Source organism: Massilia sp. IC2-278 (assembly GCF_020708045.1).
Classification (GTDB): Bacteria; Pseudomonadota; Gammaproteobacteria; order Burkholderiales; family Burkholderiaceae_D; genus Telluria.
In genome coordinates, this window is record NZ_JAJFES010000002.1 from 455,487 (window position 1) to 476,281 (window position 20,795).

At 63.8% G+C, this 20,795-nt stretch carries 19 protein-coding genes; 6 read left to right on the top strand and 13 right to left on the bottom strand.

Going from position 1 to position 20,795, the window contains the following annotated elements:
- Positions 1 to 152 precede the first annotated feature (152 nt).
- Positions 153 to 2,915, top strand: a complete 2,763-nt coding sequence (locus LK540_RS06995) for a TonB-dependent receptor (protein WP_229436388.1) — start codon at positions 153 to 155, stop codon at positions 2,913 to 2,915.
- A 64-nt stretch (positions 2,916 to 2,979) separates the two neighbouring features.
- Entirely contained in the window at positions 2,980 to 4,059 is a 1,080-nt protein-coding gene (locus tag LK540_RS07000; protein WP_229436389.1) for an LD-carboxypeptidase, read from the top strand.
- 16 nt (positions 4,060 to 4,075) lie between these two features.
- Here LK540_RS07000 and LK540_RS07005 read toward each other — a convergent pair whose 3' ends face one another.
- The 9 genes from LK540_RS07005 to LK540_RS07045 all read right to left on the bottom strand — a co-directional run bounded on the left by LK540_RS07005 (position 4,076) and on the right by LK540_RS07045 (position 13,796).
- Positions 4,076 to 5,164, bottom strand: a complete 1,089-nt coding sequence (locus tag LK540_RS07005; RefSeq protein ID WP_229436390.1) for an MORN repeat-containing protein — start codon at positions 5,162 to 5,164, stop codon at positions 4,076 to 4,078.
- Between the two features lie 92 nt (positions 5,165 to 5,256).
- Positions 5,257 to 5,769 (bottom strand): ferritin-like domain-containing protein, encoded by a 513-nt coding sequence (locus LK540_RS07010; RefSeq protein ID WP_229436391.1) that lies wholly within the window; start codon positions 5,767 to 5,769, stop codon positions 5,257 to 5,259.
- Positions 5,770 to 6,173: 404 nt separating this feature from the next.
- Positions 6,174 to 6,713: a GNAT family N-acetyltransferase gene (locus LK540_RS07015; protein ID WP_229436392.1), complete on the bottom strand. Its 540-nt coding sequence runs from the start codon at positions 6,711 to 6,713 to the stop codon at positions 6,174 to 6,176.
- The gene (locus tag LK540_RS07020; RefSeq protein ID WP_229436393.1) at positions 6,713 to 7,840 is read right to left on the bottom strand and encodes an acyl-CoA dehydrogenase family protein; all 1,128 of its coding nucleotides are present in this window, start codon (positions 7,838 to 7,840) and stop codon (positions 6,713 to 6,715) included. Before LK540_RS07020 ends, LK540_RS07015 begins: the two co-directional genes overlap by 1 nt.
- A gap of 31 nt (positions 7,841 to 7,871) precedes the next feature.
- A complete protein-coding gene (locus LK540_RS07025) occupies positions 7,872 to 8,540 on the bottom strand; it encodes an SDR family oxidoreductase (RefSeq protein ID WP_229436394.1) in 669 nt (222 codons plus the stop codon).
- Between the two features lie 182 nt (positions 8,541 to 8,722).
- Positions 8,723 to 9,922, bottom strand: coding sequence for an acetyl-CoA C-acyltransferase (locus tag LK540_RS07030; protein WP_229436395.1), 1,200 nt, complete (start codon positions 9,920 to 9,922; stop codon positions 8,723 to 8,725).
- Positions 9,915 to 11,747 carry a bifunctional isocitrate dehydrogenase kinase/phosphatase gene (gene aceK, locus LK540_RS07035; RefSeq protein ID WP_229436396.1) on the bottom strand — a complete coding sequence of 611 codons (1,833 nt, stop codon included), beginning with the start codon at positions 11,745 to 11,747 and terminating at the stop codon, positions 9,915 to 9,917. Before aceK ends, LK540_RS07030 begins: the two co-directional genes overlap by 8 nt.
- A 295-nt stretch (positions 11,748 to 12,042) precedes the next feature.
- On the bottom strand, positions 12,043 to 13,227 hold the full coding sequence (locus tag LK540_RS07040; protein ID WP_229436397.1) for an isovaleryl-CoA dehydrogenase: 1,185 nt from the start codon (positions 13,225 to 13,227) through the stop codon (positions 12,043 to 12,045).
- A 122-nt stretch (positions 13,228 to 13,349) separates the two neighbouring features.
- Positions 13,350 to 13,796 (bottom strand): MerR family DNA-binding transcriptional regulator, encoded by a 447-nt coding sequence (locus LK540_RS07045; RefSeq protein ID WP_229436398.1) that lies wholly within the window; start codon positions 13,794 to 13,796, stop codon positions 13,350 to 13,352.
- A gap of 126 nt (positions 13,797 to 13,922) precedes the next feature.
- On the opposite strand from LK540_RS07045, the gene LK540_RS07050 reads away from it, so the two are divergent.
- The 3 genes from LK540_RS07050 (at position 13,923) to LK540_RS07060 (ending at position 15,957) form a co-directional block, all read left to right on the top strand.
- On the top strand, positions 13,923 to 14,984 hold the full coding sequence (locus LK540_RS07050) for an MBL fold metallo-hydrolase (protein ID WP_229436399.1): 1,062 nt from the start codon (positions 13,923 to 13,925) through the stop codon (positions 14,982 to 14,984).
- 267 nt (positions 14,985 to 15,251) lie between these two features.
- On the top strand, positions 15,252 to 15,665 hold the full coding sequence (locus LK540_RS07055) for a hypothetical protein (RefSeq protein WP_229436400.1): 414 nt from the start codon (positions 15,252 to 15,254) through the stop codon (positions 15,663 to 15,665).
- A 118-nt stretch (positions 15,666 to 15,783) separates the two neighbouring features.
- Positions 15,784 to 15,957: a hypothetical protein gene (locus tag LK540_RS07060; protein ID WP_229436401.1), complete on the top strand. Its 174-nt coding sequence runs from the start codon at positions 15,784 to 15,786 to the stop codon at positions 15,955 to 15,957.
- 130 nt (positions 15,958 to 16,087) lie between these two features.
- Here the strand turns inward: LK540_RS07060 and LK540_RS07065 are convergent, their stop codons facing one another.
- Together LK540_RS07065 and grxD are read right to left on the bottom strand one after the other, a co-directional pair.
- On the bottom strand, positions 16,088 to 16,702 hold the full coding sequence (locus LK540_RS07065; RefSeq protein ID WP_229436402.1) for a UbiX family flavin prenyltransferase: 615 nt from the start codon (positions 16,700 to 16,702) through the stop codon (positions 16,088 to 16,090).
- Positions 16,703 to 17,014, bottom strand: coding sequence for a Grx4 family monothiol glutaredoxin (grxD, locus tag LK540_RS07070; RefSeq protein ID WP_229436404.1), 312 nt, complete (start codon positions 17,012 to 17,014; stop codon positions 16,703 to 16,705).
- Positions 17,015 to 17,170: 156 nt separating this feature from the next.
- On the opposite strand from grxD, the gene LK540_RS07075 reads away from it, so the two are divergent.
- Complete coding sequence (locus LK540_RS07075) at positions 17,171 to 17,485, top strand: hypothetical protein (protein ID WP_229436406.1); 315 nt, start codon at positions 17,171 to 17,173, stop codon at positions 17,483 to 17,485.
- Between the two features lie 245 nt (positions 17,486 to 17,730).
- Here the strand turns inward: LK540_RS07075 and LK540_RS07080 are convergent, their stop codons facing one another.
- Together LK540_RS07080 and LK540_RS07085 are read right to left on the bottom strand one after the other, a co-directional pair.
- Positions 17,731 to 18,174, bottom strand: coding sequence for a GNAT family N-acetyltransferase (locus LK540_RS07080; protein WP_229436408.1), 444 nt, complete (start codon positions 18,172 to 18,174; stop codon positions 17,731 to 17,733).
- 6 nt (positions 18,175 to 18,180) lie between these two features.
- A complete protein-coding gene (locus tag LK540_RS07085; RefSeq protein ID WP_229436410.1) occupies positions 18,181 to 20,538 on the bottom strand; it encodes a Tex family protein in 2,358 nt (785 codons plus the stop codon).
- Positions 20,539 to 20,795 lie beyond the last annotated feature (257 nt).

The following is a 20,795-nucleotide window of genomic DNA, read 5'->3' on the forward strand; positions in this document are numbered from 1 at the left end:
TTTCATTGGCTCGTGCCAAATCATCAGGCTTACCCTCAAATCAAACATAACGTCTTGCCAAGTTGCTGCCGACCCGCAGTGCCTGGACAGGACGACGGAAAACAGCGATCGGCCGCTCGGCCCGTATCGTCCACACCCCTCAGGAGAGACGCGTGAAATTAAAAAAACTGGCCCATCTGATTGCCTTGATCGGCGTCGTCAGCCCGGCGGTCGCACAGCAGGTGCAGGCACCACCGATGGCACGCGTCGAGATCACCGGTTCCAGCATCAAGCGCATTGCCAAGGAAGGCGCGCTGCCGGTGCAGGTGATTACCTTCGACGACATCGAAAAGCAGGGCATCAACACGACCGAAGAGCTGGTGCGCACCATTTCCGCCAACGGTACCGGCGCCGACAACATGACCTCGGGTAACAACGTGTTCGGCGCCGATGCCGACCGGGTCAGCGGCGGCGCCTCGTTCGCCTCGCTGCGTGGCCTGGGCCCGAACAGCACCCTGGTGCTGCTCAACGGCCGCCGCATCGCCACCCACGGCGGCAGCGGCAAGGCGGTCGACCTGAACTCGATCCCGCTGGCGGCCATCGCACGCGTCGAGATCCTGAAGGACGGCGCCTCGGCCATCTACGGTACCGACGCCGTCGGCGGCGTGGTCAACTTCATCCTGAAGACGGATTACCAGGGCCTCGAGGCCAGCGCCAACGTGAACGCCACCGAAGCCGGCGGCGGCCTGACCCGCCGCGCCTCGCTCCTGGCCGGCACGGGCGATCTGGACAGCGACCGCTACAACATCATGGCCTCGCTGACGGTCGACAAGAACAACATGCTGCACTCGCACCAGCGCGACTTCGCGAACGGCTTCCAGCCCGCGCGCGGCCTGTCGCCGGACACCACCGGCACCCCGTTCGCAAACCAGCTGACCGGCGCCGGCACCGCCCTGGGCGCCAACTTCCAGATGCCGGGCGACGCCACGCGCTACCTGCAGGCCAGCCTGCTGAGCCTGCAAGGCAAGTGCGATTCGATCCCCTGGATGTCGCAATACCAGAGCCAGCTCTGGCCGGACGTCACCCCGGTGACCCGCAGCCGCTATTCCTGCGCCTACGACTACGGCGCCGACTACGTCATGTCGCCGCCGGTCGAGCGCGCGAATGCCCTGCTGCGCGGCGCCTTCCAGATCGCGCCGGGCCACCGCCTGTTCGTCGAAGGCCTGGCCTCGCGCTCGAAGGTGACCTCGATCCTGACGCCGATGCAGATCTCGACCTCGCTGGCCACGGCGAGCGCCTACCCGGTCGGCGGCGCCTATTACCAGGACCTGTCGCCCTACATCTCGAGCTTTAACAAGAATCTGCCGATCATCTACAAGTGGCGCGCCACCGACTTCGGCAACCGCGAGATGGACAACACCACCGACGGCGCGCGCCTGCTGGTGGGCCTGGAAGGCGCCTTCGGCAAGTACGACTACAAGCTGGGCCTGTCGCGTGCGATCAGCAAGACCCAGACCACGCTGACCGACGGCTATGCCTACACCACGCCGATGTACCAGGCACTGGGCACCGGCCTGATCAACCCGTGGCTGCAGCCTGGCCAGAGCCAGACGCCGGAAGCGATGGCGCTGATCGAGTCGACCAAGTTCCGCGGCGATTTGCAGCATGGCCGCACCACGCTGACCCAGCTCGACGGCTCGGTATCGGGCGAGATCTGGGACCTGCCGGCCGGCCCGCTGGCCGCCGCGGTCGGCTTCGACCTGCGCCGCGAGGGCTATGCCTACGGCCAGGACGCCGACGCCACCATCGTCTGGCAGGCGCCGGGCAATGCCGCCCTGAAAAAGGCCGAGCGCGACATCAAGGCCGTGTACGCCGAGCTGATCGTGCCGGTCGTCAAGGACCTGGAAGTGCAGCTGGCCCTGCGCCGCGACCACTACAGCGTGATCGGTTCCACCACCAATCCGAAGGTCGCCTTCCGCTACCAGCCGGCCAGCTGGCTGCTGTTCCGCGGTTCGGCGAATAAAGGCTTCCTGGCGCCGAGCTTCACCCAGCTGTATTCGGCTTCGCTCGACGGCGAACTGCCGAACGGCGTCATCGATCCGATCGGCTGCCCGCTGAACCCGGGCGACCCGGCCTACTGCGCGATCGCCCGCCTCGATTTCAAGGCCGGCGGCAATTCCTCGCTGAAGCCGGAAACCTCGAAGCAGGGCACGCTGGGCGTGGTGGTCGAGCCGTTCAAGGGCTTCTCGGCCTCGGTGGATTACTGGCTGATCAACACCAAGGACAAGATCCTGAACCGCACGCCGCAGATCATCCTGGCGAACCAGCCCGGCCTGGCCGCCAACGTGATCCGCAACAACGACGGCAACCCCGGCACCATCGACTACGTGCGCTCGGGCTGGATCAACGCCGGCGGCGTGAAGACCCGCGGCGCCGACCTCGGCCTGCGCGGCGACGGCAGGTTCGGCGACTTCAAGTGGAGCGCGGGCCTGGACGGCACCTGGACCCAGCACTTCCAGTTCGCCGAACTGGCTGGCCAGGCCTACAAGGAATACGTGGGCAACTTCTACACGCGTGACCTGTACCTGCGCTGGAAGCACAACGCCACCTTCACCGTCGCCCGTGGCGACTGGAGCGGCACGCTGAGCAACAACTTCGCCAGCGGCTACAACGACCAGGTGCCGAACAAGGGCATCGGCGCGCCGCCGCCGGGCTTCGACCCGACCGTGTCGAGCTACACGACCTGGGGCCTGTCGGCCAAGTACACCGGCATCCAGAACGCCTCGCTTACCTTCGGCATCCAGAATCTGTTCGACCGCGACCCGCCGTTCACCGCGCACAACGTCGACGAAGTCGTGGGCGCCGGCTGGGACCCGCGCGTGGCCAATCCGCGTGGCCGTTCGTTCTCGCTGTCGATGAAGTACAAGTTCTTCTGATTTGTCGCTTCGTTTGCGGCCCGCGCCTCCACGGCGCGGGCCGTTTTTCATTGAAACCGAACGCATGTCCAGCTTGAAGATCAGCCGGCGCGCCTTTGCCGCCTGGCTCGCCGCCGCAGCGACCCTCCCTCTCCACAGCGAAGCGGCGGCCCGGCCGCGCGCACGCAAGCCACCTTCCCGTATGAAACCCCTGATCAAACCGCCGCGCCTGCGCCGTGGCGACACCGTCGGCCTGATCGCGCCGGGCGGCTACACCAGCGAAAAATCGATCGCCAAGGCGCGCGCGAATATCGAGAGCCTGGGCCTGAAGGTGCGCGAGGGACAGTACCTGCGCGAAGTGAACGGGAATTACGCCGGCACCGTGGGGCAGCGCCTGTCGGACCTGCACGCCATGTTCGCCGACCCGGAAGTGACGATGCTGTGGCCGATCCGCGGCGGCTCGGGCTGCATCTCGCTGCTGAAGGAACTCGACTACGGCCTGATCCGCAGGCACCCGAAGATCCTGCTCGGCTACTCCGACATCACCGCCCTGCACCTGGCGATCCTGAAGGAAACCGGGCTGGTGACCTTCCACGGTCCGGTGGCCTCGTCGACGCTGTCGGACTATGCGCGCGAGCACATGCTGGCCGTGCTGGGCAATCCGCAGCCGACCTACACGATTCCGATGGCGCTGGAAAACAGCCGCCGCGCCGTATTGCAACCGCACTTCGGCATGCGCACCGTGCATGGCGGTAGTGCTACCGGCCCGCTGATCGGCGGGAACTTGAGCCTGGTGGCGGCGCTGGCCGGCACGCCGTATGCGGCCGACTTCCGCGATGCCATCCTGTTCCTGGAAGAAGTGAACGAAGCGCCCTACCGTATCGACCGCTGGATGACCCAGCTCGATCTGGCGGTTGGGTTCAGGAAAGCGGCGGCGCTGATGATCGGCATTTGCGAGGATTGCGGGCCCGAGCACGAAGACGTGTCGCTGACGCTGGACCAGACCTTCGATATCCACCTGCAGCCGCTGGCGATTCCGGCAGTGACCGGCTACTCGATCGGCCACATCCGCAACCAGTTCACGATCCCGATGGGCATCCAGGCCACCCTCGACGCCGAACGGCAGACGGTGACCTTGCTGGAGCCGGCGGTCGCCTGGCGGTGACCGGCAGCGAGCGCAGTCAGTCGTCGACGGTAAACATGAAGTTGACCGCGTAGACCATCTCGCACGGTTCGCCCCGGCAACGCGCCGGCTTGTATTGCTCAAGCATGTAGACGGTCGATAGCGCACGCACGATGGTCGCGGTGGGCGCGCCATAGGCTGTTACGCTGAGCGGCTTGCCATCCTTGCCGACCAATACGTAGACACCGAGGCTGCCCTTGACCACTCCAAAGGTGTGGTTCATGCGGGAAACCTTGTCGAACAGGCCGGCTTCGCCCTTGAGCGGGAACGGCGGCTCGTCTCCGGCTTCCAATGCCGGGTAGTTCCTGAGGAAGGCGTTTTTCTGCGCTGGCGTCAGATCGTTCCAGCTTGCTTGCATTGGCAGATAAGCAACGACCCCGCTGTCGCGATTCGGCCCCTCGCCTACTTCGCCATCGACGCCGTACCGACCCACGACGGCAGCCGCCTTGGGCAGACCGGCGATGCGGCCGTCCTGGAATAGGCCTTGGAACTTGTGGCCGGCGCCGGCGTAGACTACAGCGCCCTGTCCGTCGAAAACATCATCCTTCCAGCTACCGGTATAGCTACCGCCGGTGGCAAATGTCGCTGTTCCCTGGCCATGACGCTTGCCTTGTACCCAATCGCCCGTATAGCGCGAGCGGTCGATGTTCAGAAAGGTACCTTTGCCATGCGGCAGGCCATTGGCAACCTCGCCTTCGTACCAGCCGCGTCCCTCGAACTGGAAATACCCCTCGCCGTTCGGCACGCCATTCCTCATCGTACCGGCGTAAGTAAAGCGGGATGTCTTGAGTACCACTTCGCCGCTGGCTTCACCACGCACAAGCGTCGCTTCGAGCGTGACCTTGCTAACCGTCGGCACATTCCATGTAAGCATGCCCTTGCCACTGGCGTAGCCGTCGGCACAGCCGCCTGTCCAGCTGATTTCGCCCTTGTCGGGCGCGGGTTCGAGGGGGGCGATCCGGCAGTCCGCCTTGCCCAGGTAGGCCAGTCCTCGAGCCTGCACCGTGTCGGCAGCCGCGAGCGGCGTGCAAGCATACAGCGCCGTCATCAGCGCCAGGGATAGCGGGAGAGAAGAATCGATATGCATGAAGAAAGCTCATAATAATGCTTGGATGCATCATTATGAGCTTCTTTCATATTGCAAGTAAAGCAATGAAAGCCCGCATGGGCGTGCCGTACTCAGACCTTGGCTTCGGCGCCTGGCGTTTCCGAACGCACCAGGAAGGCTTGCGTAACTTGCGGCAGGTGTTCCAGCAGCCAGGCGGCCATTGCCTTTTCCTGGGCCAGGATCTGTTCGCAGGCAGCAGCGGTGGCGGTGTCGCCGACGGCCTTGGCGGCGCCGATCAGGGAGACGTAGCTGGCGATTTCCAGGTTCTCGAAAACGTAGCCGGCCATGGCACCCTTCACCACTTCGTCGCTGGTGGTCATGCCGCCGACTGCCTGGCCAAAGGCGGCCAGCTTGCCGCCCAGGTCCTTCAGCACCGAGTTGCTGATGCCGCGGCGGGTCATGATTTCGTCGAGCTGGCTTTGCTGCCAGCGGGTTTCCTCGATGTGCTGGACGATGCGCGCGCGCAGTTCCGGATAGTGTTCCAGGCGTTCCGCTTGCGCGTTCAGCATCTTGTCCGCTTGCTGTTCCATCGCGTGCGCATCGCGCAGCCAGTCGTTCAGGTGTTCGTTTGCCGTCGTCGTCATACGTCTCTCCATTCGGTAAAGTGTGTGAACTTGCAATGCAGGCGCCAGGATTGGCGGGCTGTGCAGCTTCAGCTACCTTCGCAGAGTTGACGCGCGATGTTTGTTAGGTAAGGCACACTTCCCGCACACTTGGGACGCACTTAAGCGTCGTTAAAGGAAAAAGCGGGAAAAAAGCTGCCTTATCGCTTCCCAACGGCAAGGCTCATACAGACGTCGCCATGTTGTTCGCAGTTCGTAGGGTGGACTCCCGAGTCCACGCGGTCGAACCTGCGTAAACCGTTACGTGTGCAACCAGCCTGTAGCGCATGCAAACCGTACTATGCATGACATATCGACATGCGCATGTCGTACAGCGTGGAGTAATGGAGGCCAGTGGCCTCCATTACGAGTCCACCCTACGAACATCAAAGGCTGTGGCTCATGAACACATAGCCGTGCTGCTCGCCGTCGATGCGGAACAGGTCGGGAATCTCGCCGGTCTGGATGAAGCCGCTGCGTGCGTACAGGCGGCGTGCGGGGAGGTTATTGGACAGCACTTCAAGGTCGACCCAGGCCAGGCCCTGCGCATCGGCCCAGGCCAGCGCGGTGTCGAGCAGGCGCGCGCCCAGCCCTTGGCCACGATAATCGCGGTGCACCCCCATGCCGAGCAGGCAGCGGTGCGCTGCCGTGCGTTCGGGCCGCGCGCGCAAGTCGATGTGGCCGCAGATGGCGCCATCGGCATCGATGGCGAGCCAGCCGCGTCGCCAGCCGGGCGCATCCAGCGCGGTGCCCAGGCCGAGCACGAAGCCGGCGCGCTTCTCGACCGGGAAAAAGGAGGCGGCGCGCGGCATCGGCTGGAACAGCGGCGTGCCGTTGCGGCCGTTGTCGCCCAGGTGGTCATCGAGGTAGACGAACAGCGCCGGCAAGTCCTGCTGGGTGAGCGGGATGATTGCCGGCGCCACCATCACAGCGCGCGCGCGATCAGGATTTTCTGGATGTCGCTCGTGCCTTCGTAGATCTGGCAGACGCGCACGTCGCGGTAGATGCGCTCGATCGGGAAGTCGGCCACGTAGCCGTAGCCGCCGAAGACTTGCATCGCATCCGATACCACGCGCTCGGCCATTTCGGAGGCAAACAGCTTGGCCATCGCCGCTTCCTTCAGGCAGGGCAAGCCGGCATCCTTCATCGAGGCCGCGTGCAGGATCAGCTGGCGCGCCGCCTCGATCTTCATCGCCATTTCCGACAGCTTGAACTGCACCGACTGGTGCTCGAAGATCGCCTTGCCGAAGCTGGTGCGTTCCTTGGCATACGCCAGCGCCGCTTCGAAAGCGGCGCGCGCCATGCCCACCGATTGCGAGGCGATGCCGATGCGCCCGCCCTCCAGGCCCGACAGGGCGATCTTGTAGCCCATGCCTTCTTCGCCGATCAGATTCGCGGCCGGGACGCGGCAGTTCTCGAACACGATCTGCGCCGTGTCCGAGGAGTGCTGGCCCATCTTGTGTTCCAGGCCGGCGACGATGTAGCCCGGGGTATTCGTCGGCACCCAGAAGGCGCTAATGCCCTTCTTGCCGGCGGCTTTATCGGTGACGGCCATGACGATGGCCACGTCGCCGTGCTTGCCGCTGGTGATGAACTGCTTGGTGCCGTTGATGACGTATTCGTCGCCGTCGCGCATGGCCGTGGTGCGCAGGGCGGCGGCGTCGCTGCCGGTGTGCGGCTCGGTCAGGGCGAATGCACCCAGCATCTCGCCTTGCGCCAGCGGCACCAGCCACTGCTGCTTCTGCTCTTCGCTGGCGTACATCATGGCGATCGAGCACACCGGGCAGTTGTTGACCGAGATGATGGTCGAGGTGCCGCCGTCGCCGGCCGCGATCTCTTCCAGCACCAGCGCCAGCGACACGTAGTCCAGGCCCGCGCCGCCGTACTGCTCGGGCACGGCCACGCCAAATGCGCCCAGTTGCGCCAGTTCCTTCAGTTCGGCTTTCGGAAAGTAGTGTTCCTTGTCCCAGCGGGCGGCCTGCGGGGCCAGGCGCTCCTGCGCATAGCTGCGTAGGGCGTCGCGGATCATCTGGTGTTCTTCGGTCAGGATCATGATGTCTCGTGTGTGTTTTTATCGTGGCGGCTTACCAGGGGATGGGGTCGCCGTCGTGGTTCAGGAAGCTGCCGTTGTCGGCGTTCGTCGCCTTGGCCAGGGTGGCGCGCAGATCGCGCACGCTGTGCTCGACGCTGATCGCCGCGCCCTCGCCGCCCATGTCGGTCTGGACCCAGCCGGGGTGGAAGGCGATGCAGGTGGCGCCTTGCGGGCCGTAGGTCAAGGCGGTGTCGGTCAGGACGGAATTCAGTGCAGCCTTGCTGGCGCGGTAGAGCGAGCCGCCGGGGCTTGTCCTCGAGCCGATCGAACCCATGCGCGAGGACAGTACGCCGAGCTTGCCGCGCGTGTTGGCCACCAGCGGGGCGACGATGGGCAGCAGGCGCATCGCGGCCAGCACGTTGGTGTGCATCACGGCGTCGAAGTCCTGTTGCGTCGGGAAGCCGTCGTGGCGCGGGCCGTAGAGGCCGGCGACCAGCCAGGCGGTGTCGATTTTTTCGTCGTCGAGTTTCCAGCCCAGGCCGGCGATGGCTTCGGGATCGGTAACGTCGAGCAGGTGCGGCTCGGCGCCGAGGCTGGCCAGTTCGTCGAGGTCCTGCTGCTTGCGGGCGGTGGCGATCACGCGCCAACCCTCAGCGCGGTATTGGCGTGCGAGTTCGTGGCCGATGCCGCGCGAGGCGCCGAGGATCAGAGCGGTTGGCATGGTGTGGTTCCTCCGGTGGGTTTTGCGGTTTGCGTAGGTACGACCGCGTGGACTCGGGAGTCCACCCTACAAAAGCGGGTTTCGTAGGGTGGACACCTGTGTCCACGCGGTACAACGTATCCAAACAACCATCGTAACCGAAGACCCGAATCGTCACCGATCCGGGTCATCGGTCACCAACATCACACCATCTCGATCGCCATCGCGGTGGCTTCACCACCACCAATGCACAGCGACGCCACGCCGCGCTTGCCGCCGGTCTTCTTCAGCGCGCCCAGCAGGGTGACGATGATGCGCGCGCCCGAGGCGCCGATCGGGTGGCCCAGGGCGCAGGCGCCGCCGTGGATGTTGACCTTCTCGTGCGGGATGTCGAGGTCGCGCATGGCGGCCATTGGCACGGCGGCAAAGGCTTCGTTGATCTCGAACAGGTCGACGTCGCCCGGCATCCAGCCGGTCTTCTTGAACAGCTTGTTCATCGCGCCGATCGGGGCGGTGGTGAACAGGTTCGGTTCCTGGGCGTGGGTGGCGTGGCCGATCACGCGTGCGATCGGGGTCAGGCCCAGTTCTTTGGCCTTCGATTCGCGCATCATCACCAGCGCGGCGGCGCCGTCGTTGATCGACGAGGACGAGGCGGCGGTGACGGTGCCTTCCTTCTTGAACGCAGGCTTCAGCGACGGGATCTTGTCGATCTTGGCCTTCATCGGGCCTTCGTCCTTTTCCACGATCAGTTCACCGGTGCGGGTGGCCAGCGTGACCGGGGCGATTTCCCAGGCAAACGAACCGTCGTTGTTGGCCGCTTGCGCGCGCTTCACGGACTCGATGGCGAAGTTGTCCTGGTCTTCGCGGGTGAACTGGTACGTGGCGACGCATTCCTCGGCAAAGGTGCCCATCGAGCGGCCTTCGCCGGTTTTTTCGTTGCGCGAGTAGGCATCTTCCAGGCCGTCGAGCATCATGTGGTCGAACATCGGCGCGTGGCCGATGCGGTAGCCGCCGCGTGCCTTCGGAATCAGGTAAGGGGCGTTGGTCATCGACTCCATGCCGCCGGCCACCACGATGTCGGCACTGCCGGCCACCAGCTGGTCGTGGGCGAAGATCGCGGCCTGCATGGCCGAGCCGCACATTTTCGACAGGGTCACGGCGCCGGTCGACAGCGGCAGGCCGGCCTTGATCAGGGCCTGGCGTGCAGGGGCCTGGCCCTGGCCCGCCATCAAGCAGTTGCCGAAGTAGACGTGTTCGACGGTTTGCGGATCGACGCCGGCGCGTTCGACTGCCGCCTGGATCGCCACCGCGCCGAGGTCGCTCGCCGACTTCGAGGAAAAATCGCCCTGGAAGCCACCCATCGGGGTACGGGCGGCGCCAACGATAACGACTGGATCATTCATTTTCTAAGGTCTCCAAAGAGGATGGCGCTGGGTGAGGTATTGGTTGCGCCAAAGGGGTGATGGTCTGGTGGAAGCGGATGTGCTGCGGGTAAGGAAAGACGTCTTCCACTTCGCCTTCCAGGATGCGGTCCTTGTGCGCCTGCCACCAGGCGCGCGTCAACAGGTCCGCGTGATACTGCATGAAATGGTGGCGGATCGTCGCGTTTCCAAGCAGGAAACGGCCGAATTGTTCGGGAAACACGTCGTGCTTGCCGATCGGGTACCAGGGCTCGGCCGACAGCTCGTCTTCCTCGTTGCGCGCCTGCGGGATGTCGCGGAACTGGCAATCGGTGAGGTATTCGATTTCGTCGTAGTCGTAGAACACGACCCGGCCCTGGCGCGTGACGCCGAAGTTCTTGTAGAGCATATCGCCGGGGAAGATGTTCGCCGCAACCAGGTCGCGGATGGCATTTCCGTATTCGACGATGCCGTGTTCGATCCGGCCGTCGTCGCCTGCCACTTGCGCATCGGCCAGGTACATATTCAGCGGCACCATGCGCCGCTCGATGTACAGGTGCTTGACGATCAGGCGCTCGCCCTCGATCTCGACCAGCGAGGGGCAGTGCTGTTGCAGCTCGGCCAGCAACTCCTCGCCGAAGCGGTTCAGTGGAAAAGCGACGTCCGAGTATTCGAGCGTGTCGGCCATGCGCCCGACGCGGTCGTGGTGCTTCACCAGCAGGTATTTTTCCTTTACCTGGGCGCGCGTGATCTCCTTTGGCGGCGGATACCAGTCCTTGATCACCTTGAACACGTAGGGAAAGGACGGCAGCTCGAACACCAGCATCACCAGGCCGCGGATGCCGGGCGCGATGCGGAATCGATCCGAACTGTGCTTCAGGTGTTGCAGGTAGTCGCGGTAGAACAGGGTCTTGCCCTGCTTTTGCAGGCCGAGCACGGTATAGATTTCGCTGCGCGGTTTACGCGGCAGCAGGCTGCGCAGGAACTGCACGGTAGCCGACGGCACTTCCATATCGACCTGGAAGTAGGCGCGCGTGAACGAGAACAGCAGGGCAACTTGGTCCGGGTCGGTGATGACCGTGTCGAGCACCAGTTCGCCCTGCTTGTCGTGCAGGACCGGGATCACGAAAGGATGTTCGCGCGCGCCGTTGATGGCGCGGCCGACGATGTAGGCGCCTTTGTTGCGGAAGAACAGGTTCGACAAGACGTGGAACTGCAGGTTCGGCTCGGCCTGGTCGAGACCGAATTCCGCAATCATGCGCGCTTCGACCAGGCCGGTATCGCGGTCGAGCGCGGCGAAGGGGCGTTCAAGCTGGAAGTTGCCGACGATGCGTTTCAGTGCGAAGCGCATGCCATCGGCCGCCGGGTAGTAGACGCGGTAGGTCGGCAGGAGTTCCTCGGTCTCGATGTACTCGGTCGAGACCACCGGGCGGACAAAAATGTAATCGTTATGGTAGTAGCGCCGGTGCAGGATCTGGCAGCTGACCGAGTTGAAGAAGGTTTCGGCCAGTTCCGGCTGCTTGTGATCGGACAGCAGGCCGATGTAGTGCAGCTTGACCTCGCGCCAGACGCTGTCGATCAGGTCGCCGGGCGGGTAGCGTTGTTCCAGCGCCTGCACGGCTTCCTGCACACGGCGGTCGTAGAAATCGATGCGTTCGCGCGCGGTTTGCTGGGCCGCGGGCCAGTCGGCCTGTTCAAACAGCCGGCGCGCCTGCTGGCTGGCTGCGCGGAACAGGCGGTAGTGCTTGTCGAAGCCGTCGACGATGCTGCGCGCGATGTCGAATGCGATCTGCGAAGACAGCAATCTGGGGAACGTCACCTGGGTCATCGTTCGGTTCGCGCGTGGGTCGGTTGAGCGGGTATTTTATTGCAATGCAATGTGGCGGTGTTGGCGAGGCAATATACCGTTAGCGTGGAATCTGGCTTGGGACCGCGACCGTAGGGTGGGCACCCCGTGCCCACGCGAAAAGCGATGCTGTGTTGGCTGCGTTTGGATGTCGCGGCTCGCCCTGGCACACGGTATCCAAATGCATGCAACGCGGCTCAAACAAGGCCAACATGATGCGACGTTCCGCGTGGGCACGGAGTGCCCACCCTACGGTTACGGCCAACGATGCTGCAAATTACGCCGTCTCACCAAACAATTCACGCCCAATCAGCATGCGGCGGATCTCGCTGGTACCAGCGCCGATTTCGTAGAGCTTCGCATCGCGCCAGAGACGACCGACCGGATACTCGTTGATGTAACCGTTGCCGCCCAGGGTCTGGATCGCTTCGCCCGCCATCCAGGTGGCCTTTTCGGCGCTGTACAGGATGGCGCCGGCGGCGTCCTTGCGCAGGGCGCGCACGGCAGCCGGGTTCTCGGCACGGTCGCAAGCCTGGCCCACCGCATACACATAGGCGCGGCAAGCCATCATGGTCGAATACATGTCGGCGATCTTGCCCTGCATGAGCTGGAACTCGCCGATGGCCTGGCCGAACTGCTTGCGCTCGTGAATGTACGGCACGACCACGTCCATGCAAGCCGACATGATGCCCAGCGGACCGCCCGACAGCACGGTACGCTCGAAGTCCAGGCCCGACATCAGCACGTTGACGCCCTTGCCCACGCCGCCCAGCACGTTCTCGACCGGCACTTCGCAATCCTCGAACACCAGTTCGCCTGTGTGCGAGCCGCGCATGCCTAGCTTGTCGAGCTTTTGCGCGATCGAGAAGCCTTTAAAACCTTTTTCGATCAGGAAGGCGGTCATGCCGCGCGGGCCGGCTTCGAGGTCGGTCTTGGCGTAGACCACCAGGGTGTCGGCGTCAGGGCCGTTGGTGATCCACATCTTGGTGCCGTTCAGTACATAACGGTCGCCCTTCAGCTCGGCGCGCAGCTTCATGCTCACCACGTCAGAACCGGCGTTCGGCTCGGACATCGCCAGTGCGCCCACGTGTTCGCCCGAGATCAGCTTCGGCAGGTATTTCTGTTTTTGTTCTTCCGTACCGTTGCGCTTGATCTGGTTGACGCACAGGTTCGAGTGGGCCCCGTAGGACAGGCCGACCGAGGCCGAGGCGCGCGAGATTTCTTCCATCGCCACGATGTGGGCCAGGTAGCCCATGTTGGCGCCGCCGTATTCCTCGCTCACGGTAATGCCCAGCAGCCCGAGTTCGCCCATCTTCTTCCACAGGTCCATCGGGAACTGGTCGGTGCGGTCGATCTCGGCCGCGCGCGGCGCGATTTCGCTGGCCGCAAATTGTTGCACTGCTTCGCGCAGCGCGGCGATGTCTTCGCCATGGTCAAAGGTCAAGCCTGGAAGATGCAGCATGTCGTCCTCTCGGTGAACGGTGTGATTAAGCTCTCGGCATCATACTCGCGTGTGACGTTAACGTAAACGTCAAGTAGCAGGCGCCGTTGCGCCTCGTTTGCGTGCCACTGCGGCGCAGTGAGTCAGGCTAGGTCGCTGGCGCTGTGTGCCTCGTTTTGCAGCACCTTTTTGGCCGCATCAGGCGAGTCTTCCTCGCCCAGCAAGCGGCGGCATTCCTCCTCGTGCGCGGAAATTTCTTCCAAAGCCATCTCGATGTCGGCACGCTGCTGTTCCAGGGTCTCGCGCTGGTGCGCCAGCACGCCGAGGAAGCGGTTGATCTGCGCCACCGTGTCCTTCGGCGACTCGTACATGTCGACGATACTCTTGATCTCCGACAACGTCAGGCCCAGGCGCTTGCCGCGCAGGGTCAGTTTCAGGCGCGTGCGCTCGCGCGGGGTGTACACGCGGTTGCGTCCGCCCACGCCTTCGCGTTTCGGGCTGAGCAGGCCCTGGTCTTCGTAGAAACGGATCGCGCGCGCGGTGATGTCGAATTCGCGCGCCAGTTCGGCGATGGTATAGGTGGTGGCCATGAAAAAAAGCAGATGCAGGTAAGAGCTGGGGGAAACGGCTAGAATCGGTATCCGGCATTGCCGTTTACGTTAACGTCACCCATTGTAGCGCGCCCGTCCTGCATGGAATACGAAAGATTGCTGAACATGAATCCGCTCGAAGCCCAGTTGACCTATCCCTTTGCCGACGAACTGCCTGCCCCTGGTACGGTGCACGAGGTGGCGCCCGGCATCGGCTGGCTGCGCATGCCGCTGCCGTTCGCGCTCGACCACATCAACCTGTGGGTGCTGCGGGACGAGCGCGAGGGCCGCAAGGGCTGGAGCGTGATCGATTGCGGCGTGGCCACCGACGCCACCCGCGCCGCCTGGGAACAGGTGCTGGCCGGGCCGCTGGAGAATCAGCCGGTCGTGCGCGTGATCGCCACCCATTGCCACCCCGACCACGTGGGCCTGTCGGGCTGGCTGTGCGAACGTTTCGGCGCGCCTTTCTGGCTGACCGCCGGCGAATACGGTTTTGCGCGCATGATGGCGGCCGCCCTGCCCGGCGTCGACGGCCCCTCGGCCATTCCCCACTTCGAGCGCCACGGCCTGGCCGACCAGGCCATGCTGGAGCAGATGCGCAGCCGCCGCAATTACTACCCCTCGCTGGTGCCGGGCGTGCCGGAAGCCTACACGCGCCTGCAGGATGGCCAGCATGTCACAATTGGCAATACGGCATGGCGCGTGATTACCGGCTTCGGCCACTCGCCGGAACACGCCTCGCTGTACTCGCAGGAACTGAACGTATTGGTCTCGGGCGACATGGTCTTGCCGCGCATTTCCACCAACGTCTCGGTGTTCGCGATCGAGCCGGAAGGCAACCCACTGCAGCAGTACCTCGACTCGCTCGACAAGTTCGCCGGCCTGCCCGACGACGTGCTGGTGCTGCCTTCGCACGGCAAGCCTTTCCGCGGTTTGCACACCCGGATCGCGCAGCTGCGCCAGCACCATGTGGAGCGCCTGGACGAGGTACTTGAAGCCTGCAAGCAAGCCCGTAGCGCGGTCGACATCGTACCGATCATGTTCCGGCGCCAGCTCGATGCCCACCAGCTCAGCTTTGCACTCGGTGAAGCACTCGCGCACCTGCACAAACTTTGGAATGATGGTATGTTGGAGCGTGTAACTGGCGCCGACGGGATCATTCGTTTCCGACTGATTCGAGCGGCCTGAGCCGGATTCTTGCGGGCTTCCCCAGCCCGCCCGGTTGCATTGACGTCAATTGACTAGACGTGCGTGGCATTCACGCGACAAAACATTTGCACGAATGTTATTCACAGTGAATATGTCGATTCTGCGCGGAAATTTTGTGGCATGATGTCACAAACTCTCACATTCTCACTTCACACTTCTTTGTTACTTGTCTGTTCGTAAACTGTCACAACTGGTCTGTACGGACAAGAGACTGACATTTATAGTCCAGCATGAAATAGTGCCATCATGAATTCCACGAATGAACGGGAGAGCTTCAGCGAGCGTCTCCAACAGGCGCTGAAGAACGCCCACTACTCACCAGACAGCCCGACTCGACTGGCACGTGAATTTAACATTCGCTTCGAGGGGCGACCCATTACTGTCCACGCCGCACGCAAGTGGCTGGTCGGCGAAGCCATTCCCACGCAGGAAAAGTTGCGCATGATTGCCCAATGGCTGGGCGTGCCTGCCGACTGGTTGCGTTTCGGCGGTCCTGAGGCGCCGGGTGAAGCAGTCGAGACCGGCAATGCCGCCCGTTTCGAATCGGCAGACGTCAAGCTGATTGCCGACCTGCAGCGCCTGGACGAGCACCACCGCCAGCTGGCGCGCGAATTCATTCGCATGCTGGTTCGCGTCAACCATCAGCCCACGTCCAAGTAAGCCTGGTCCTTCCTCGCTTGAGGTTTCCCGCTTACAAATTTTCTTCCAAATCGGGCAGTACAAACCGCTTCCACTGGCGCATAATCAAACTCGTCACAGCCGAGGATCGTGCCCGCCCATGAAAAGCAATTACGTGAACACTGCCCAGCTGAAGGAACTGATGACGGCGCCGCCGATGAGCGCGGCCCGTCACGCCGAGGTGATGCGCAAGCGCATCGCCCAGCGCAGGATGCTGGAGGAAGCAAGGGAGTTGAAGAAAGCCGGTGACAGCGGTTACGGCAGCAAACGCTAGCCGAGCGCGTCTGACAAAGCCTCCATGGCTGCGTTGCATCGTCTCGCCGTACGTTCGTACTGTCTTCGGCTCTGCCCCGGTAGGCCGTATCCCTTGCCCTGAAGGCTTTGTCAGACGCCTGGTTAAAGAGCTACGCGCCGCTGTCGGCACCGCGCATGCCGGGCCACCGTGCAGCCTGCGGGTTCTCGATGCCGAGCAGGTCGAGCACCCGGTCCAGGGTGTGGTCGACCATCTCCTCGATGCTCGCCGGCCGGTGGTAAAAGCTCGGCAAGGGCGGAAACACGATGCCGCCCATTTCGGTCACGGCCGTCATATTGCGCAGGTGCGCCAGGTTGAGCGGCGTTTCGCGCACCATCAGGATCAGGCGCCGGCGTTCCTTCAGGACCACGTCGGCCGCGCGCGCGGCCAGGTTGTCCGCCAGGCCATGGGCCACGGCCGCCAGGGTCTTCATCGAACAGGGAGCGATCACCATGCCGTCGGTCTGGAACGAGCCGCTGGCGATCGTCGCACCGATCTCGCGGTTCTTGTGCACGACATGGGCCAGGGATTCGACGTCGCGCCGTTGCAGGCCGACTTCCTGGTGCAGGGTAAGCGAGGCGGCGTCGGACATCACCAGGTGGGTCTCGACGCCGGGCACGCTGCCCAGGCGCCCGAGCAGGCGCACGCCGTAGACCGCGCCGGTCGCGCCGGTGATGGCGACGATGATGCGGCGGCCGGCGACCCGGCGTGGTCTGGATGGGTTCACTTACTTCTTGAACATCGCTTGCAGTTCGCCCGAATCGAACATCTCGTTCATGATGTCGGAGCCGCCGATGAACTCGCCGTTCACGTACAGCTGCGGGATGGTCGGCCAGTTCGAGTAGTCCTTGATGCCCTGGCGGACTTCCGGATCTTCCAGCACGTTGACGGTGGCGATGTTATCGACGCCGCAGGCTTTCAGGATCTGGATGGCGCGGCCCGAGAAGCCGCATTGCGGAAACTGCGCGGTGCCCTTCATGAACAGCACGACCGGGGTGTTGGTCACGGTGTCTTTGATCCAGGTTTGTACGTCGCTCATGTGATTCTGCCTTCGGAAAGAAATGGGTGAGATGGCGACATTCTATAAGAATTCCACTGTCGCGGTGCGGGCCGGGGCCGGGTTTGGCGGCGCCTGTTCCGATGCCGCGACAGCTTCGGGTATCATCGGCCGGATTTCACTTCTTCCTTCATGCACATGCAACAACAACGTCCCTCCGCCGGGCCTTCGGCAGGCTTCAATTTCGTGCTGGCCGTGGTGCTCGGCTTCATCGGCATATTCGACCTCGTCAGCGGCGTGCGCGGCGATGGCCTGGGTGTGTTCCTGACCGGGCTGGCACTCGCGATCTATGCCGCCGTGCTGCTGCGCGACGCGCTGCACATCAAGAAGACCGGGGTGCCGGCCATGACGCGGCGGCGCATGAATTACATCGGCATGGGCTGCCTGGCGCTGTACTTCGTGGGGGTGATGGTCAAGCGCGTGCCGGAACTGGCGCAGTTCTTTGGGGGATGAATCGGCGGCCGGCGCCTGTCGTAGGGTGGGTTCTCGAACCCACCATTCACGGTTCGCGTTCTTGCGGCGTGGTGTCGATCATTGACGTGGTATCTGGTGGGTTCGAGAACCCATCCTACCGAACTACGACGATATGGACGCACTTGTAGGGTGGACACCTGTGTCCACGCGGTACTACGCTTGAGTAGTCGAAACAGCGCCGCCGAATAGCAAAGGGTGAAACAGCGTGGGCACAAGAACCCACCCTACAGCACCTTGCCGAGGCAAACGGCATCCTCGCGCCCGACATACTTGCCGTAATTCGGTATGACCCGGTACCCGTGCCGTTCGTAGAACGCCACCGCCCTGCCATTCACCTTGCGCGTCTCCAGCCAGACTTCGCGGTAACCGAACTGTAAGGCGCGCCTTTCCAGCTCGCCCAGCAGCCGCACACCCGCCCCGCTCCCGGGTCGCGCATACATCCGCTTCACTTCCGCCACATCGCCCTCAAGCGGCCGCAGCGCGCCGCAGCCGACAGCAACGCCAGACATATCGTTCGCCACCAGGAACACCGACCTCGGCCCGCGCACATCGTTCGCATCGAACGACTGCGCGCCGCTGTCGCCGCAGATCGCCGCCAGTGCCGCGTCGAGTTCCGCGATCAGCCCGCGCGCCGCATCGCAATCCGGGTCGACAGGCGCGCAAGCCACTATCGCTTACTTCTTCAGCTTGGCGAACGCCGCCGCCATCGCATTGTTGCCGGCTGCCGGCGCTGCGCGTTCCTGGCGGTTCTGGTGCTGGGCCACGCGCTTGCGGTCGTCGCGGTCGCCGCGCTGCTGCGGCTGCGAACCGGCTTGCGGCGCGCTGTCCAACAGGCGCATGGTCAGCGCAATGCGCTTCCTCTTCGGATCGACTTCCAGCACCTTCACCTTCACCACCTGCCCGGCCTTGACCACCGTGTGCGGGTCCTTCACGAAGGTGTTCGACAGCGCCGAGATGTGCACCAGCCCGTCCTGGTGCACGCCGATGTCGACAAAGGCGCCGAACGCCGCCACGTTGGTGACCACGCCTTCCAGGATCATGTCCGGCCGCAGGTCGGAAATCTCTTCCACGCCTTCCTTGAAGGTGGCGGTGGTGAATTCCGGACGCGGGTCGCGGCCTGGCTTTTCGAGTTCCTTGAGGATGTCGGTCACGGTCGGCACGCCGAACTTCTCGTCGGCATACTTCGCCGGATTCAGGGTCTTGATCAGCGAGGTATCGCCGATCACCGCCTTCATCTCGCGCCCGACGTCGCCCAAAATCTTCTGCACCACCGGATAGGATTCCGGGTGCACCGCCGACGCGTCCAGCGGATTGTCGCCGCCCATCACGCGCAGGAAGCCCGCCGCCTGCTCGAAGGTCTTTTCGCCCAGACGCGGCACTTTCTTGAGCGCCGCGCGCGAGGCAAACGCGCCCTGCATGTCGCGGTAGCTGACGATGCTCTGCGCCACGCTCGACGACAGGCCCGACACGCGCGCCAGCAGCGGCGCCGAAGCCGTGTTCACGTCCACGCCGACCGCGTTCACGCAATCCTCGACCACGGCGTCCAGCGAGCGCGCCAGCTGGGTCTGCGAGACGTCGTGCTGGTACTGGCCGACGCCGATCGATTTCGGGTCGATCTTCACCAGTTCGGCCAGCGGGTCCTGCAGGCGGCGCGCAATCGACACCGCGCCGCGGATCGACACGTCCAGGTCCGGCAGTTCGCGCGAGGCGAATTCCGAGGCCGAGTACACCGAGGCGCCCGCTTCCGACACCACGATCTTGGTCAGCTTCAGTTCTGGACGCTGCTTGATTAAGTCCTGCGCCAGCTTGTCGGTCTCGCGCGAGGCGGTACCGTTGCCGATCGAGACCAGCGACACGTTGTGCTTGGCCGCGAGCTGGCCCAGCACGTGCAGCGAACCGTCCCAGTCGTTGCGCGGCTGGTGCGGGTAGATGGTGGCGGTGTCGACCACCTTGCCGGTGGCGTCGACCACGGCGACCTTGACGCCGGTGCGCAGGCCCGGGTCCAGGCCCATGGTGGCGCGCTGGCCGGCGGGCGCGGCCAGCAGCAGCGCCTTCAAATTGCGTGCAAAGACGCCGATCGCATCCTGCTCGGCCTTCTCGCGCAGGGCGCCCATCAGTTCCGTCTCGATGTACATGAAGCTTTTCACGCGCCAGGTCCAGCGCGCGGTGTCGAGCAGCCACTTGTCGGCCGGGCGGCCCTGGCCCTTGATGCCGAAGCGCGCGGCGATGCGGCTTTCGCAGGGGTTGTGCGGCGCATCCCACTTCGGTTTTTCAAGCTCGGTATCCAGGCGCAGGGTGACGTCGAGGATGCCTTCGCGGCGCCCGCGCATCAGGGCCAGCGCGCGGTGCGACGGCACATTCGCCAGCGGCTCGGAATAATCGAAGTAATCCGCGAACTTCTCGCCTTCGTCCTGCTTGCCGTCGACCACCTTGGAATCGACCACGCCGTGTTCCTGCACGTATTCGCGCAGCGATTGCACCAGGGTCGCGTCTTCGGCGAAGCGCTCCATCAGGATCTGGCGTGCGCCGTCCAGGGCCGCCCTGGTATCGGGCACACCCGGGTTGTTCACGCCGTCGGCATTGCTGAAGGCCTCGCGCAGGTATTGCGCTGCCACTTCTTCCGGGTTCAACGAAGGATCGGCCAGCAACGAATCGGCCAGCGGCGCCAGGCCGGCTTCCACCGCGATCTGGGCCTTGGTGCGGCGCTTCTGCTTGTATGGCAAATACAGGTCTTCGAGGCGGGTCTTGTCCTCGGCCAGCGCGATCGCTTCCAACAGCGCCGGCGTCATCTTGTTCTGTTCGGTGATCGATTCGATGATCGCCGCGCGCCGGTCTTCCAGCTCGCGCAGGTAGCGCAGGCGCTCTTCCAGCAGGCGCAGCTGGATATCGTCGAGGCCGCCGGTGGCTTCCTTGCGGTAGCGCGCGATGAAGGGAACGGTCGCGCCCTCGTCGAGCAGGGCGATGGCGGCGGCAACCTGGGCCGGCTTGGCGGCAAGTTCAATGGCGAGACGTTGTTCGATAGAAGGCAGCATGGTGCGGGAATCCGTGGGTCAAGCGGGAATGATACCTAAGTCCAAAGCCGGGGTCAGGTCTGACATTTGGACACGGCCTCATCCGTAGTACGCGCCTGCCATGGGAACAAGATTGAAAAACACGCAAAATAGAAGATTACGGCAGAGCTCGTGTCCGAATGTCAGACCTGACCCCCGCTGTTTTTGTTGGAATAAAGATTCTTAAAATTTCATACTGTAAAGATTTCCCGACTACGTGCGATTCCGAACAAAACTGA

Bases quoted from the DNA above. Each gene is read 5' to 3' on its own strand.
- LK540_RS07000 (WP_229436389.1), top strand. From the start codon at position 2,980: ATGTCCAGCTTGAAGATCAGCCGGCGCGCCTTTGCCGCCTGGCTCGCC.
- LK540_RS07005 (WP_229436390.1), bottom strand. From the start codon at position 5,164: ATGCATATCGATTCTTCTCTCCCGCTATCCCTGGCGCTGATGACGGCG.
- LK540_RS07010 (WP_229436391.1), bottom strand. From the start codon at position 5,769: ATGACGACGACGGCAAACGAACACCTGAACGACTGGCTGCGCGATGCG.
- LK540_RS07015 (WP_229436392.1), bottom strand. From the start codon at position 6,713: ATGGTGGCGCCGGCAATCATCCCGCTCACCCAGCAGGACTTGCCGGCG.
- LK540_RS07020 (WP_229436393.1), bottom strand. From the start codon at position 7,840: ATGATCCTGACCGAAGAACACCAGATGATCCGCGACGCCCTACGCAGC.
- LK540_RS07025 (WP_229436394.1), bottom strand. From the start codon at position 8,540: ATGCCAACCGCTCTGATCCTCGGCGCCTCGCGCGGCATCGGCCACGAA.
- LK540_RS07030 (WP_229436395.1), bottom strand. From the start codon at position 9,922: ATGAATGATCCAGTCGTTATCGTTGGCGCCGCCCGTACCCCGATGGGT.
- aceK (WP_229436396.1), bottom strand. From the start codon at position 11,747: ATGACCCAGGTGACGTTCCCCAGATTGCTGTCTTCGCAGATCGCATTC.
- LK540_RS07040 (WP_229436397.1), bottom strand. From the start codon at position 13,227: ATGCTGCATCTTCCAGGCTTGACCTTTGACCATGGCGAAGACATCGCC.
- LK540_RS07045 (WP_229436398.1), bottom strand. From the start codon at position 13,796: ATGGCCACCACCTATACCATCGCCGAACTGGCGCGCGAATTCGACATC.
- LK540_RS07050 (WP_229436399.1), top strand. From the start codon at position 13,923: ATGAATCCGCTCGAAGCCCAGTTGACCTATCCCTTTGCCGACGAACTG.
- LK540_RS07055 (WP_229436400.1), top strand. From the start codon at position 15,252: ATGAATTCCACGAATGAACGGGAGAGCTTCAGCGAGCGTCTCCAACAG.
- LK540_RS07060 (WP_229436401.1), top strand. From the start codon at position 15,784: ATGAAAAGCAATTACGTGAACACTGCCCAGCTGAAGGAACTGATGACG.
- grxD (WP_229436404.1), bottom strand. From the start codon at position 17,014: ATGAGCGACGTACAAACCTGGATCAAAGACACCGTGACCAACACCCCG.
- LK540_RS07075 (WP_229436406.1), top strand. From the start codon at position 17,171: ATGCAACAACAACGTCCCTCCGCCGGGCCTTCGGCAGGCTTCAATTTC.
- LK540_RS07085 (WP_229436410.1), bottom strand. From the start codon at position 20,538: ATGCTGCCTTCTATCGAACAACGTCTCGCCATTGAACTTGCCGCCAAG.